The 14,238-nt window shown below is 67.6% G+C and carries 11 protein-coding genes; 9 read left to right on the forward strand and 2 right to left on the reverse strand.

Annotated elements, in window-relative coordinates:
* Window positions 1–86: 86 nt before the first annotated feature.
* Window positions 87–1,613, reverse strand: a complete 1,527-nt coding sequence (locus tag FFF93_RS03555) for a sodium:solute symporter (protein WP_138770131.1) — start codon at window positions 1,611–1,613, stop codon at window positions 87–89.
* 282 nt (window positions 1,614–1,895) lie between these two features.
* Here FFF93_RS03555 and FFF93_RS03560 point away from each other — a divergent pair, with 282 nt between their 5' ends.
* Complete coding sequence (locus FFF93_RS03560; protein WP_138770130.1) at window positions 1,896–2,471, forward strand: helix-turn-helix domain-containing protein; 576 nt, start codon at window positions 1,896–1,898, stop codon at window positions 2,469–2,471.
* 176 nt (window positions 2,472–2,647) lie between these two features.
* Here FFF93_RS03560 and FFF93_RS03565 read toward each other — a convergent pair whose 3' ends face one another.
* Window positions 2,648–3,475, reverse strand: a complete 828-nt coding sequence (locus tag FFF93_RS03565) for a type IV toxin-antitoxin system AbiEi family antitoxin domain-containing protein (RefSeq protein ID WP_138770129.1) — start codon at window positions 3,473–3,475, stop codon at window positions 2,648–2,650.
* A 341-nt stretch (window positions 3,476–3,816) separates the two neighbouring features.
* On the opposite strand from FFF93_RS03565, the gene speB reads away from it, so the two are divergent.
* From speB to FFF93_RS03605, 8 genes are all read left to right on the forward strand, one after another.
* Window positions 3,817–4,899: an agmatinase gene (gene speB / locus FFF93_RS03570; protein ID WP_138770128.1), complete on the forward strand. Its 1,083-nt coding sequence runs from the start codon at window positions 3,817–3,819 to the stop codon at window positions 4,897–4,899.
* Entirely contained in the window at window positions 4,896–6,560 is a 1,665-nt protein-coding gene (locus tag FFF93_RS03575; protein ID WP_138770127.1) for a thiamine pyrophosphate-binding protein, read from the forward strand. Before speB ends, FFF93_RS03575 begins: the two co-directional genes overlap by 4 nt.
* A 163-nt stretch (window positions 6,561–6,723) precedes the next feature.
* The gene (locus tag FFF93_RS03580; protein WP_138770126.1) at window positions 6,724–7,209 is read left to right on the forward strand and encodes a MarR family winged helix-turn-helix transcriptional regulator; all 486 of its coding nucleotides are present in this window, start codon (window positions 6,724–6,726) and stop codon (window positions 7,207–7,209) included.
* 4 nt (window positions 7,210–7,213) lie between these two features.
* Window positions 7,214–9,283, forward strand: a complete 2,070-nt coding sequence (locus FFF93_RS03585; RefSeq protein WP_138770125.1) for an MDR family MFS transporter — start codon at window positions 7,214–7,216, stop codon at window positions 9,281–9,283.
* A gap of 203 nt (window positions 9,284–9,486) precedes the next feature.
* Window positions 9,487–11,220 carry an ABC transporter ATP-binding protein gene (locus FFF93_RS03590; RefSeq protein ID WP_138770124.1) on the forward strand — a complete coding sequence of 578 codons (1,734 nt, stop codon included), beginning with the start codon at window positions 9,487–9,489 and terminating at the stop codon, window positions 11,218–11,220.
* Window positions 11,217–13,274: an ABC transporter ATP-binding protein gene (locus tag FFF93_RS03595; RefSeq protein WP_138770123.1), complete on the forward strand. Its 2,058-nt coding sequence runs from the start codon at window positions 11,217–11,219 to the stop codon at window positions 13,272–13,274. The genes FFF93_RS03590 and FFF93_RS03595 overlap by 4 nt, the downstream gene beginning before the upstream one ends.
* A gap of 83 nt (window positions 13,275–13,357) precedes the next feature.
* Window positions 13,358–13,789, forward strand: a complete 432-nt coding sequence (locus FFF93_RS03600; protein ID WP_138770571.1) for a thioesterase family protein — start codon at window positions 13,358–13,360, stop codon at window positions 13,787–13,789.
* Between the two features lie 108 nt (window positions 13,790–13,897).
* Complete coding sequence (locus FFF93_RS03605; protein ID WP_138770122.1) at window positions 13,898–14,152, forward strand: hypothetical protein; 255 nt, start codon at window positions 13,898–13,900, stop codon at window positions 14,150–14,152.
* Window positions 14,153–14,238 lie beyond the last annotated feature (86 nt).

Consider the following 14,238-nt stretch of genomic DNA (forward strand, 5'->3'; position numbering starts at 1 on the left):
CGCATGGGAGGCGCCGCCGTCGTGGTGATGAGAGCCGGTCGAGCGTGGCCCCTTTTCGCCGGGCCCGGCAAGGGCCCAGGCGTGGCCTAGTGGGTCAGTGCCGGGACCTTCTCCGGTTCCTCCGTGGCCTCGCCGGCAACACGCTCGCGCCAGTTCTTCATCGCCGCGGGATCCGTCGGCTTTGTCAGCAGTGAGACGGAAACGTAGACCACCGCTGAGGCCAGCAGGCCATAGTAGATCGGTTCGTTGGCGTAGATGCCGTCCAGCGGGACTTCGGCGTTGATCTCCAGCACGATCATGGTGCCGAGGGTCAGGACCGACCCGACGGCCATCGAGGCAGCCGCAGCCACCCCGGTGCCGCGCGTCCACACCAGGCCGCCAAGGATCGCGACCAGCAGGCCGCCCACGAGGATGTCGTAGGCGATGGTGAGCGCCGCAACCACGTCCTTGGTGATGATGGCGATCACGATAGCCACGACGCCCAGGCCCAGCACCCACAGCCGGTTGGCCTTGACGTCGTGCTCGGGGTTGTCCGTGTCATCGGTGTTGACGTTCTTGCCGAACCAGCCGGCGACGAAGGGCAGGACATCGGCGCGGGCCACCGTCGCGGCGGCGATCAGGGCGCCGGAGGCGGTGGACATCATGGCGGCGACGGCTGCGGCGAGCACCAGGCCGCCGATGCCGATCGGCAGCAGGTTGGTGGCGACCTCGGCGTAGACCACGTCCTTGCCGAGCGCCTTGACGTCGATGTCGGGCAGTGCGACCCGGGCGCCCAGGCCGATCAGGGCGCCCGCGGCACCGTAGAGGATGCAGTAGACGCCCGCCGTCGCGCCGCCCCAGCGCGCGACTGCGGGGGTCTTGGCGGTGAACACGCGCTGCCAGATGTCCTGGCCGATCAGCAGGCCCAGGGTGTAAACGACAAAATAGGTGATGATCGTCTGGATGCCGATGCCGTCAATCTGGAAGAAGTTGGCGTCCACGCGGCTGCGGATGCCGTCGAGGCCGCCGGCTGCGTTGAGGGTGAACGGCAGCATCAGCAGGAAAATGCCGACCGTCTTAATCACGAACTGCACCTGGTCGGCCAGGGTGATGGACCACATGCCGCCGATAGTAGAGTAGACCAGGACGATGGCGCCGCCGATCGCGATGGCCAGCGCGCGGTCCCAGCCAAAGAGGACGACGAAGATGGTGGCGTAGGCGCCCGTGGAGGTGGCGCAGAGCATCAGCGTGTAGGCCAGCATGACGATGCCCGACGTCTGGGTGGCCCGGCTGCCGTAGCGCAGGGTCAGCATCTGGGAGACCGTGTAGATCTTGAGCTTCTGGATGGTGCTGGCAAAGAGCAGGCTGAGCAGCAGCACGCCGGCGCCGATGGCGACCACGAGCCACATGCCGGAGATGCCGAACTTGTAGCCGAGACCCACGCCGCCGACGGTCGAGGCGCCGCCGAGGACGACGGCGGCCATGGTGCCGGTGTAGAGGAAGGGCCCCAGCCGGCGGCCCGCCACCAGGAAGTCGCTGTTGTTTTTCGTGCGGGACTTGCCCCACCAGCCGAAGGCCAGCATGGCGACGAGGTACACCACCACGATGGCGATATTGACGAAACTTGCGTCCATAAGGGGCTCCTTGGAGCTGTTAGGAAGCAGCGCAGGGCGTCCGGGCCGCAACAGTGCGGCCCGGCGTCCGTTACGGCTTGACGGTAGATTTCGGGAGGGCAGCCAATCAGCGGCCTGCTCCCATTGCCTAATAGGCAACAGTTGTTGCCAAACGGTAGATTGTGACCGGGGTAACAGTCAAGCTCTTGCCGCGGCGTGTCCTTCCGGGCATCCCGGTACCGGTCTGCGGCTAGGATTGGCTCCAATGATGGGGCCGCGCGGCCGGCCGTGAAAGGTTCCCTTATGAAGGCTCTACCCGTAGAACCGAGCAACGTACCCGTTGCCATCGGTTCCAGGATCCGTGCCGCCCGGCAGTCCCAGCGGCTCACCATCGAGCAGGTCGCCGATGCCACCGGCCTGACTAAGGGATTCCTGAGCAGGGTCGAGCGGGATCTCACCTCGCCCTCGGTGAGTTCACTGGTGACGCTCTGCCAGGTCCTCTCCATCTCGATCGGCGAGCTGTTTGCCGCCCCGGAAACCCACCTCACCAAGCAGGGCGAGGGCCCCCGGATCTCGCTCGGCGGCGAAGGGATCGTGGAACGCCTGCTCACCGCCCGCTCCGAGCGCCGGGTCCAGATCATCCAGGCAGTGATCGAGCCCCGCGGGCGCGGCGAGTCCGAGTTGTACGCCGTGGACTGCGACGTCGATGTGCTCCACGTGGTCAAGGGCAGCATCCGGCTTATCCTGACCAACGAGGAGTTCGAGCTGGGGACCGGCGACACCGTCACCTTCCCGGGCCGGGAGCCGCACACCTGGATCAACCCCACCGACGATCCGGTTGAGGTGCTCTGGGTGCTGGTTCCCGCCGCGAGCCGGTAGCGTCCTCCCGGGCCCGCCGCGCCGTTGTTCCGGCCCGGCTGCGTTCCTGCCCGGGCCTCCCGCGTTCCTGCCCGGTTGTTGGCTCCCCGGCTAGTGCCTGGCCGAGGCGAGCCCCGGAATTCCGCGGGTCGACGCTGCGGCGCGGGAGTCCGACGTCGAAGAACTGGGCTGGAACGTCAGCGGGCAGACTGCGGGCCCCGGCCCAGCACGGCCCGGATCTCGGCCAGGACACGTTGCGGCTCGAACCAGATGTGTTCGGGCATGTACCGGAGCACGGCAAACCCGTGCAGGGTCGAGGCGTTGTTCCGGCCCAGGTCGCGTCGGAGCGCGTCGCGGTTGGAATGGAACGCGAAGCCGTCCACCTCCACAATGAGGAATCCGTCGAGCAGGAAGTCCACCCGGCCAATTCCGGGCAGGTAGACCTGGGCGTCGTAGCCGATTCCGTTGGTTTTGAAGAGGTGCTGGGCGTCGACCTCGACAATGGATTCGGCCCGCAGGTCCAAGAGATGCAGTGCCGTGCGCACCGGTCCGGATCTTTTGCCCGGGAGCTCGCCTTTCAGCAACTCCAGAGGCACACCATGCAGCCGTAGCGCCGAGGTCGCCATCGCCGTCGACGCCGGGGGAGCGAGGCAGCCCATGGCGTGCAGGACCACGTCCTCGACCGCCGCCAGCGGCAGTGTCGCATGACCCTCGAACCTGACGGTCCTGTGTCTGATGAAGCCGGATCCGTGGCCGTGGTTGCAGGCGAGGTGGTGCCGGTCCGGCGGTTCACGCAGCCAGAGGCCGTAGTGCCCGGCGGCGCTGGCGCAACTGACCCGGGCATTGTGCCGGACTGCGGCTACGAACTCGGGACCGCATCCGGGAAGGACAAATACGCCCCGCCGCAGCTGGCGCACGCCGGCGTCAGGCAGCCGGGCAACGTCCGTTCGGGAAAAGCCGGCAGCCAGGAGTTGGCCGGTCCGGGCGACGCCGCCCACCCGGCCGAGGTAGTCGAGGAGGTCCATCAGGCCAGTACAGGGGCGTGACGGGTCCGGCGACACCCGGCAACCGGGCTATCTGGACAAACCCCGAGGGCGCCCGGGCCCGCCCGGACCCGTCGGCGGCCGCGTTCCCGCCCAGTTCTCCAGGCCCGGCCGGCCCCGGTGGACGTGGAAAGCCCGGAAAGCCGAGGACCGGCCGCGGCGGCGCACGCTGCGCGACCCAAGAACTGGGCGGGAGCGCTCGCTGCCGGGTCGAGCGCGAGCGCAGTCGCCGTCGTTTGTAAACATCTGATGCGCCACAGGCAACTTTCCAGTGTATGATGGCAGTCACACCCGTCGGACAATCCACGAAGGAGGCGCCTCTCTTGGAAGAGCTGCGCATCGAGGCCAATGGCAACCTTGGCCCCATCGATTCCTCCCGCATTCCGCGCTTCGCCGGTGCGGCCACCTTTGCCCGCCTGCCGCGGCTGGACCAGGTCGCGAAGGCGGACGTCACGGTGGTCGGCGTGCCCTTCGACTCCGGCGTCTCCTACCGCCCCGGCGCGCGCTTCGGCGCCAACCACGTCCGGGAGGCGAGCCGGCTGCTTCGCCCCTACAACCCCGCCTGGGACGTCAGCCCCTTCGAGGCCATCCAGGTGGCCGATGCCGGGGACATGGCGGTCAACCCGTTCAACATCCACGAGGCAATCGAAACTATCCAGCAGAACGCGCTGGACCTGACCACCGACGGCAGCAAGCTGGTCACCCTGGGCGGGGACCACACCATCGCCCTGCCGCTGCTGCGCGCTGCCGCGGAACGCGCCGGGCAGCCGGTCGCCATGCTGCACTTCGACGCGCACCTGGACACCTGGGACACCTACTTCGGCGCCGAATACACCCACGGCACCCCCTTCCGCCGCGCCGTCGAGGAAGGCATTCTCGACACCGAGGCGATCAGCCACATCGGCACCCGCGGCCCGCTCTACGGCAAAAAGGACCTCGACGACGACCACCGCTTCGGGTTCGGCATCGTCACCTCAGCCGACGTCTACTACCAGGGCGTGCTGGAAACCGTGGCCAAGGTCCGCGACCGGATCGGCAACCGCCCGCTCTACATCTCCGTCGACATCGACGTGCTCGACCCGGCCCACGCGCCCGGCACCGGCACCCCGGAAGCCGGCGGCATCACCAGCCGCGAGCTGATCGAGATCATCCGCGGCCTCCGCGGCATGAACCTGGTGGGGGCCGACGTCGTCGAGGTCGCCCCGGCGTACGACCACGCCGAAATTACCGGCGTGGCGGCGAGCCACGTCGCCTACGAACTCGTCACCCTGCTGGCGGACCGCGCCGTCGACGGCGACCGGACCGGCGCGCCCAACGGCTACGCCGCCCAGGCCCTCGGCCGGGAGGCCCGGCGTCCGGCCGGCTTCTCGGCGGGGAAGCCCGTCGAGACCGGAGTCTCCCGGTGACCGGGGTGCGCAACGGCGGCGATCTCGTCGTCGAAACCCTCGAAGCGCTCGGCGCCAAGACCGTCTTCGGCATCCCTGGCCAGCACGCCCTTGGGCTGTTCGACGCTATGGGCCGCGGGAAGCTGCACTTTGTCTCCTCTCGGGTGGAAAACAACTCGGCCTTCGCCGCCGACGGCTACTCTCGCGCCACCGGCGAGGTCGGCGTCCTCTTCCTCTCCACCGGCCCCGGCGCGCTGACGTCCCTCGCCGGGCTGCAGGAGGCCTACGCCACCGGCGTGCCCATGGTGGTCGTGGCCAGCCAGATCCCGCTCGAGGGGCTCGGCGCGCGGCGCAAGGGCATGCTTCACCAGCTCGATGACCAGAAGGCCTCGGCCGCCAACGTGACCAAGAGCCAGCGGCTGATCCAGCACGCCTCCGGCATCCCCTCGGCCATCCAGGACGCCTGGACCGAGGCGATTTCCTCGCCTCAGGGCCCCGTGTGGATCGAAATCCCACAGAACGTGCTGCTGGACCCGATCATGGTCCCGCCGGTGGAGGATGCGCTCGCCGAGGCCGCGGACAATCCGCCGCGTGTGGAATTGGTCCGCGAAGCCGTGAAATGGCTCTCGGAGGCGCGCCGTCCCGCCATCATCGCCGGCGGCGGCACCCGCCGCGGCCGGGCCGAGAAATCCCTGCTCTCCATCGCGGAGAAGCTGCGGGCGCCGGTCATCTGCACGCCCGGCGGCAACGGCGCCTTCCCGTGGAACCATGAGCTCTCGCTGCAGTCCTGGATCGAGGACCAGTACATGACGGAGCTGCTGGAAGATGCGGACGTGCTGATCGTCATCGGCTCCTCACTTGGCGAGGTGACCTCCAACTACTTCACCTTCGAGCCGCGCGGCCGGATCATCCAGATCGACGCCGAACCGCGCGTCCTCGAATCCAACCGCCCGGGCCTCGGCATCCGGGCCGACGCCGGCCAAGCGCTCGCCGCCCTCGATGAGGCCCTGCTGGAACCGCACGGGGAGCGCGCCGACTGGCACGGCAGCTCGCCGGAGGATCTGGTCAGGGAGACCCTGGCCAAGGTCAAGGCCCGGCTGGAATCCCAGGACCTCGGCAAGGAACTGAAGTTCATGGCCGACATCCGCGAAGCCGTCCCGGCGCAGATGCAGACGTTCTGGGACATGACGATCTCGGCCTACTGGGCGTGGAGCTGCTGGGACGCCCGCGAAGGCCAGTTCCACTCGGCCCAGGGCGCCGGCGGCCTGGGCTTCGGCTTCCCGGCGGCGATCGGCGGCGCCGTGGGGTTGGAAACCACCGGCGCGCCCGGCGGTTCGGCCCGCGTGCTCGCCGTCTCCGGCGACGGCTCGGCGATGTACTCGATCTCGGAACTGGCCACGGCGAAGCAGCACAACGTCCCGGTCACCTGGCTGATCGTCGACGACGGCGGCTACGGCATCCTGCGCGAATACATGGTGGGCGCCTTCGGCAAGGCCACCGCCACCGAGCTGGCCCGGCCCGATTTCGTGAAACTGGCCGAAGCCTTCGGCGTCCCCGCGGTCCGGGTGGCCCCCGAGGACGTCGGGGACGCGCTGAGGGCGGGCTTCGCGGCCGACGGGCCGAACGTCGTCGTCGTCGAAACCCTGCTCAAGATGTTCGCCCCCACCCACCTGGACACCTAAGCCCCACCCTCAGAAAGCGCGAACGTACACTTCAGGCCCCTAAACCGCCCGGTTTAGGGGCCTGAAGTGTACGTTCGCGCTCACCCGCCGGAGTTCTTAGTTTCCCAAAGCAATCAATTTGCAGTATTGTTGCTTCGGGCAAGTAAGTAAGGGGCTTTCGAACATGTCAGTTGCATCGACCACTGCAGCCAAGCTGGTCCACCAGATCTTCGATCTCCAGCGCGCCGTCCGGTGTGTGGCCGCGGCCAACCTCCGCGGCGACGATACCGGGGTTGCGCTGCAAGGCGTCCTGCGCTTTGTGGGGGAGGGCGAAACCCGTGCCACGCAGCTCGCGGAGCGGCTGGGCGTCAGCGCCCCCGTGCTCAGTCGGCACCTCGCCGAACTGCTGGAGCAGGGCTACGTGGTCCGCCGGCCGGATCCCGAGGATGGCAGGGCGCAGCTGATTGCGCTCTCACCGGCCGGGACCGAGAAACTGCGCTCCATCGAGGCGCAGCGCGCCGCCACCTTGCAGGGCTTCCTGCAGGACTGGAGCGAGGACGACGTCGAAGAGACCTCGCGCACCCTGAAAAAACTAGCTGAATCCCTCAGGAATTCAGCCCGGGCAAAGACGGCCGGATCCACCGACACGACCAACTTTGTTGAGGAGTAAATCTATGGCTAGCCACGCTGCCGCTGCCGGGCCCGCCCCGGCTCCGACCCCACACTCGCACCCCGCACCCCAGGCGGCCATGAGCCACCGCCAGATCATGGAAGCGTTGACCGGCCTGCTGGCGGCGTTCTTCACTGCCATCCTGAGCAGCACCATCGTGGCCAACGCGCTGCCCACCATCATGTCCGAGCTCAAGGGCACCCAGACTGACTTCGCCTGGGTCATCACGGCGGCACTGCTGGCGAACGCGGCCACCACCCCGATCTGGGGCAAGCTGGCGGACCTCTTTGACAAGAAGGTCCTCGTCCAGCTCAGCATCGTGATCTTCGTGGCCGGCTCCGTCATGGCCGGCCTCTCCGAGACCATCCCGCTGCTGCTGACCGCCCGCGTCATCCAGGGCATCGCGATGGGCGGCCTCACCGCCCTGGCCCAGGCCATCATCGGCTCGATGATCCCGCCGCGCGACCGCGGCAAGTACTCCGGCTACATGGGCGGTGTCATGGCCGTCGGTACCGCGGGCGGCCCGCTGCTCGGCGGCTTCATCGTCGACAGCCCACTCGGCTGGCGCTGGACCTTCTTCGTCTGCGTCCCGCTCGCCGTCGTCGCCCTGATCCTGCTGCAGGTCACGTTGAAGATCCAGCACGTCAAGCGCCCGGCCAAGATCGACTGGCTAGGCTCCATCCTGCTGACCTCCGGCGTCAGCCTGCTGCTGATCTGGGTCTCCTTCGCCGGAAACCCCGACTACTACGACTGGTGGTCATGGCAGACTGTCGCCATGGTGGGCGGCGGCATCGTGCTTCTGGGCTTGCTGCTCCTGGTGGAATCCAAGGTTGCCCAGCCCATCATTCCGCTCAAGATCATCTCCGAGCGCACCACGGCCCTGGCAATCCTCGCCTCCGTAGCTGTCGGCGTGGGAATGTTCGGCTCCTCGACGTTCCTTGGCCAGTACTTCCAGGTCGCCCGCGGTGCCACCCCCACCGAAGCAGGCCTGCTCACGCTGCCGATGATCGCGGGCAACCTGATCGGCTCGGTGCTCTCCGGCCAGCTGATCAGCCGAACCGGCAAATGGAAGCGCTATCTGGTTGCGGGTGCCGTCGCGCTGATCGGCGGTCTCGGCCTGGCCGGCACCATGGACCACACCACGGAGCTCTGGCTGACCGGGATCTACACGGCCATCCTCGGCATCGGTCTGGGCTTGCTGATGCAAAACCTCGTCCTCGCCGTCCAGAACACGGTCCAGGCCAAGGACATTGGTACGGCCAGCGCCTCGGTAGCCTTCTTCCGGTCCGTCGGCGGCGCCATCGGCGTCTCGGTCCTCGGCGCCGTGCTGGGCAACCGGGTCAAGGATCTCGCCGTGGAAGGCCTCGCTGCCGCCGGAATCAAGGTCCCGGCAGGATCCACGGGGGCCAGCATGGACCTCAAGGACATGCCCGCACCGATCCGCGACATCATGCGGGCCGCGTACGGCGACGCGATCGCAGAGGTCTTCCTGATCTCCGCAATCATCGGCCTTGTGGCGCTGGTAGCCATCTTGTTCATCAAGGAAAAGCCGCTGCGGCGTACCGTCGACATTCGTCCGGAAGCTTCGGCCTCCGGCTCCGGCGCCGGCGCCGGTTCCGGAGCTGCCGACGACGCCGGAGCTGCCGCCGTCGCCGCGCCTCCGGGACGCGCCACGGTCCCCGCACCCGCACCCGTGCCGGCCTCCGGCATCGTCGACCTTGACCGCGAATTCATCGAGGTCCTGAGCCGCCAGCGCGACAATGATGCCCGGTCTGAGCGTGAAGGAGCCCGGCTCCGTGCCCGGACCATGGTGGCCGAGGCGCGCGCCGACCATGCCGACGTCGTGCCGCTGCTGCTTGAGACCCAGCGGCTGCTCGCCGAGCAGCAGGTGCAGCTGGCCGAGGCGCTGCGGGCCGTCCACGAGCAGGCCGCCGGGCAGCGCGCGATTGCCGCAGAACAGGCCCGGGTTGCCGAGCAGCTGACCACGCTCAAGCGCCAGCTCGCCAAGGAACGCAAGCTGCAGCGTGCCGCGGCCGACTACATCGCCACGCACGGCCGGCACCGCGGCGAGTAGCCCTCCGGCAACAGCCCTGCGGCCCCCGAACCGGGGGCCGCAGGGCTCTCTTCTTCACCAACAGAGCGGGAACCTTGGATGTCGGAGGTTTCACCGGGGCACCGGATTTCGTAGAGTGGGACAGCTAAGGCTGTCGGCCCCAGCTGCTAATACTTTTCTTATTCTTCTTCTGCGTTTTCCTGAACCGTCCAAAGGACCCGGGCATGCTTGTCACCCTCATACGGCGCTACTCCAAGCCGTATCTGCCGTATATCGCGGCCGTCATCGTCTTCCAACTGGCCTCAACGATTGCGGCCCTGTACCTGCCCAGCCTCAACGCCCAAATCATCGATGAGGGCGTCTCCCGCGGAGACACCGACTACATCTGGCGCACCGGCGCGCTGATGCTCGGCGTCGCGCTGGTCCAGGTGGTCACCGCGATCGCCGGCGTCTACTTTGGGTCCAAGGCAGCGATGGCGTTCGGCCGGGATCTGCGCCGGGGAGTCTTCCGCAAGGTCAGCAGCTTCTCCGCCAGGGACGTAAACGTCTTCGGCGCCCCGACGCTGATCACGCGGGGCACCAACGACGTCCAGCAGGTCCAGATGCTGATGTTGATGGCGCTGAACTTCATGGTGGCCACACCCATCATGTGCATCGGCGGCATCGTCATGGCCCTCCGCGAGGACCTCAACCTGTCCTGGTTGGTATGGGTCTCCGTCCCGCTGCTGGTGGTCGTGGTCGGCTACCTCGTGGTCCGCCTGATGCCGCTGTTCCGCTCCATGCAGGCGAAGATCGACCGGCTTAACGGCATCCTGCGCGAGCAGATCATCGGCATCCGCGTGGTCCGTGCCTTTGTGCGCGAGCCGCATGAGGCGCAGCGCTTCGGCGCAGCCAACCAGGAACTCACCGACGTGTCGCTGAAGATCGGCTCCCTGTTCGTGCTGATGTTCCCGGCCATCGGCATGATCCTGCACGTCTCCACCGCCGCGGTGCTGTGGTTCGGCGGCCAGCGGGTGGACGCGGGGGAGATGCAGGTCGGGTCGCTGACTGCGTTCCTGCAGTACCTGCTGCAGATCCTGATGGCTGTCATGATGGGCACCTTCATGGCGATGATGATCCCGCGCGCCTCGGTCTGCGCGGACCGCATCGGCGAGGTGCTCGACGTCGAGCCCTCCATCCACGAACCCGCCGCCCCGGTGGCCCCCGCCGCCAAGGCCGGCCGGGTGGAATTCCGCAACGTCTCCTTCGCCTACCCGGGCGCCGAGGCGCCGGTGCTCAGCGACATCAGCTTCACTGCCGAACCGGGACAGACCGTGGCGATCATCGGCTCCACCGGCTCCGGCAAGACCACCCTGCTGGCCCTGCTGCCGCGGCTCTTCGACGCCGCCTCGGGCGAGGTGCTGCTCGACGGCGTCCCGGTCACCAAGCTGGACCGCGCCGAGATCACCGGGCGCGTCGCGATGGTCCCGCAGCGGCCCTACCTGTTCTCCGGCACCATCGAGCACAACCTGCGCTTCGGCAAACCCGAAGCAACGGACGAGGAACTCTGGGACGCCCTCACCGTCGCCCAGGCCGCCGACTTTGTCCGCGAGAAGAAGAACGCACTCGGCGCTCGCATCGCCCAGGGCGGCACCAACGTCTCCGGCGGCCAGCGGCAGCGGCTTTGCATTGCCCGGGCCCTCGTCACCGAACCAAAGGTCTTCCTGTTCGACGACTCCTTTTCGGCCCTGGACGTCGCCACCGACGCCCGGCTGCGAAAGGCGCTCAAGGCCAAAACCGCTGACGCCACGGTGATCATCGTGGGCCAGCGCGTCTCCACCATCGCCGACGCCGACCAGATCCTGGTGCTCGACAACGGCCGGATTGTGGACCGCGGCACGCACGAGGAGCTCCTGGCGAGCTCCAGCACGTACCAGGAAATCGTCGAATCCCAGCTGACCGCGGAGGCAGTCGCATGAGCACTAACGAAAAGCTCAGCAAGGCCCCCAACGAGGCCACCGACGTCGCGCAAGCACCGGACGACGACTTCTACGAAGAGGAATTCACCCCCGGCGAAGCCGACGGCGGCATGTTCGGTGCGGTCCCGGCCAAGAAGGCCCAGCATTTCTGGCCATCGGCTAAACGGCTGATGGGCCTGCTGAAACCCGAGCGCACCGGCATCATTGCCGTGCTCGCCATGGTGACGGTCGCCGTCGTCCTCAACGTCATCGCCCCCCGCATCCTGGGCCAGGCCATGGACGTGATCTTCGGCGGCGTCGTGGGCAAGCAGCTGCCGGCCGGCGCCACCAAGGATCAGTTCATCGCCGGGCTACGCTCCCAGGGCCAGGACAACTTCGCAGACATGCTGGCCCGGATGGACGTCGTCCCCGGGGTAGGCATCGACTTCCAGAAGCTCGCCTTCCTGATCAGCGTGGTGCTGGTGATGTACTTCGTCGCCAACATCTTCCTGTGGCTGCAGGGCTACGTCCTGAACGTGCTCGTCATGCGGGTGGTCCGCCGGCTGCGGGACGACACCGAGAAGAAGCTCAACAAGCTCCCGCTGGGCTACTTCGACACCCGCCAGCGCGGCGACATCCTCTCCCGCGTCACGAACGACGTCGACAACATCCAGCAGGCGCTGCAGCAGGCATTCGCGCAGCTGGTGAACTCCGCCCTGACCGTGGTCGGCATCGTGATCATGATGTTCATCGTGTCCTGGCAGCTGGCCCTGATCGCCTTGATCGCGCTGCCGCTGTCGGGCGTTGCCGCCGGCATCATCGGCGCGCGCAGCCAGAAGCTCTTCGCCGCGCAGTGGAAGAACACCGGCGAGCTCAACGGCCAGATCGAGGAGTCGTTCTCCGGCCACGACCTGGTCCGCGTCTTTGGCCGCGACGCCGACATGCTGGCCCGCTTCGACGAGCGGAACGAGGAACTCTACAAGGCCAGCTTCGGCGCCCAGTTCGTCTCCGGCATGATCATGCCGGTCATGCAGTTCGTCTCCTACCTCAGCTACGTGGGGATCGCCGTCGTCGGCGGCCTGCGGGTGGCCTCGGGCGGGATGAGCCTGGGCGACGCGACGGCGTTCATCCAGTACTCGCGCGAGTTCACCCAGCCGCTGGGGCAGATGGCCGGCATGGCCAACATGCTGCAGTCCGGGGTAGCGTCCGCCGAGCGGGTCTTCGAGTTCCTCGACGCCGACGAACAGGACGCCGAGACCGCCACCGAGCACCTCCCGGCCAAGACCGACGGGCACGTCGAGTTCAATCACGTCACCTTCAGCTATTCCGCGGACAAGCCGCTGATCGAGGACCTGTCCTTCACCGCCGAGCCCGGTCACACCGTGGCCATCGTCGGACCGACCGGGGCCGGCAAGACCACCCTGGTAAACCTCGTGATGCGTTTCTATGAACTCAACGCCGGGAACATCACCCTCGACGGCGTCGACATCACCCGGCTCAGCCGCGCGGAACTCCGGTCGAAGGTCGGTATGGTCCTGCAGGATGCCTGGCTGTTCGGCGGCACCATCTACGAGAACATCCGCTACGGCAAGCTGGACGCCACCGAGGAGCAGATCATGGCGGCCGCGAAGGCCACCTTCGTGGACCGCTTCGTACGGGCGCTGCCGGAGGGCTACGACACGGTCATCGACGAGGAAGGCAACAACGTCAGCGCGGGCGAAAAGCAGCTGATCACCATCGCCCGGGCCTTCGTGGCCAACCCCTCGCTACTGATCCTGGACGAAGCCACCAGCTCGGTGGACACTCGCACCGAGGTCCTGGTCCAGAAGGCCATGGCCGCGCTGCGCACCGAGCGCACCAGCTTTGTGATCGCCCACCGACTCTCGACTATCCGGGACGCCGACACCATCCTGGTGATGGAGGCCGGACGAATTGTCGAGCAGGGCCGGCACGCGGAGCTGCTCGAACTCCGAGGCGCCTACTACCGCCTGTATATGTCCCAGTTTGCCGGGGAAGACGCCGAGGCGGCCTTGTCGGCAAACACGGCCGGGGAACCGACGGCGGTGCACAGCTGAGCGCCGGGGGAGCCGGGTCCACCCCGGCGGCGGGGCAGCCCGACGGCGCGACGGAACCGCGGCGCCTCGAGGTGAAAGTGCCGATGCGCTGGGGCGACATGGATGCCTACGGCCACATCAACAACGTCCAGCTCGTCCGGATCCTCGAGGAGGCCCGCATCGCTGCCTTCGGGCCGCCGCGGGGAGCCGGGCTGCCCGGGATGGAACCCGAGGTTCCCCTGTTCAACGAGGTCCCGGAGGGCACGCTGGCGTTGGTCGTGGAGCACAAGATCCGCTACGTCCGGACACTGGAATACCGCAACGTGCCGGCGGTCGTTCAACTCTGGATCGGCGCGGTCAAGGGCGCCAGCTTCGATATCCACTACCTGGTCCAGGACCCGGTCACCGGCGAAGACTGCGTCAAGGCGAGCAGTCACCTTGCATTCGTCGATGAGGCCACGGGACGAGTGCAGAGGCTGACCACCGAGCAGAAGGCCAAGCTGGCTCCTTTCACGGCGGCCCGCCAGACCCACTAGGCCCTACCTCGCCGCCGGTATCGGTCCTAGACTGAACTGGCACCGAGATGTCGGCACTGGGCTGCCTGCACTGGGATGCTGGAATTCGGGAAGCAAGGAGCACGGATCATGGCCAAGCGAAGCAAAACGAAGGCCCGGAAGAAGACCTGGAAAGAGCTCTCGCCCATGGCGAAGTTCGGCACCATCACGGCGGCCGTCGTCCAGCTATCCCTCCTGGTCGCCGCCCAGCGCGACATTTCACGCCGTCCGGCGGAGGAAATCCGCGGCAGCAAGGCACTGTGGCGGGCGGCCACGCTCATCAACTTCGTCGGCCCGGGCTCGTACTTCACCTTCGGCGTCAAGCGCCGTCCGGCCGGCACGTAGAACCGGCAGCAGCCCCGCCGCGGCGGACAGGTACTCCGGCTACTGGCGGGTAACGAGTGCCGCCCCTTTATGCCTTCCTTCAGCTT

It is taken from the genome of Arthrobacter sp. KBS0702 (assembly GCF_005937985.2).
In the GTDB taxonomy this organism is placed as follows: domain Bacteria; phylum Actinomycetota; class Actinomycetes; order Actinomycetales; family Micrococcaceae; genus Arthrobacter.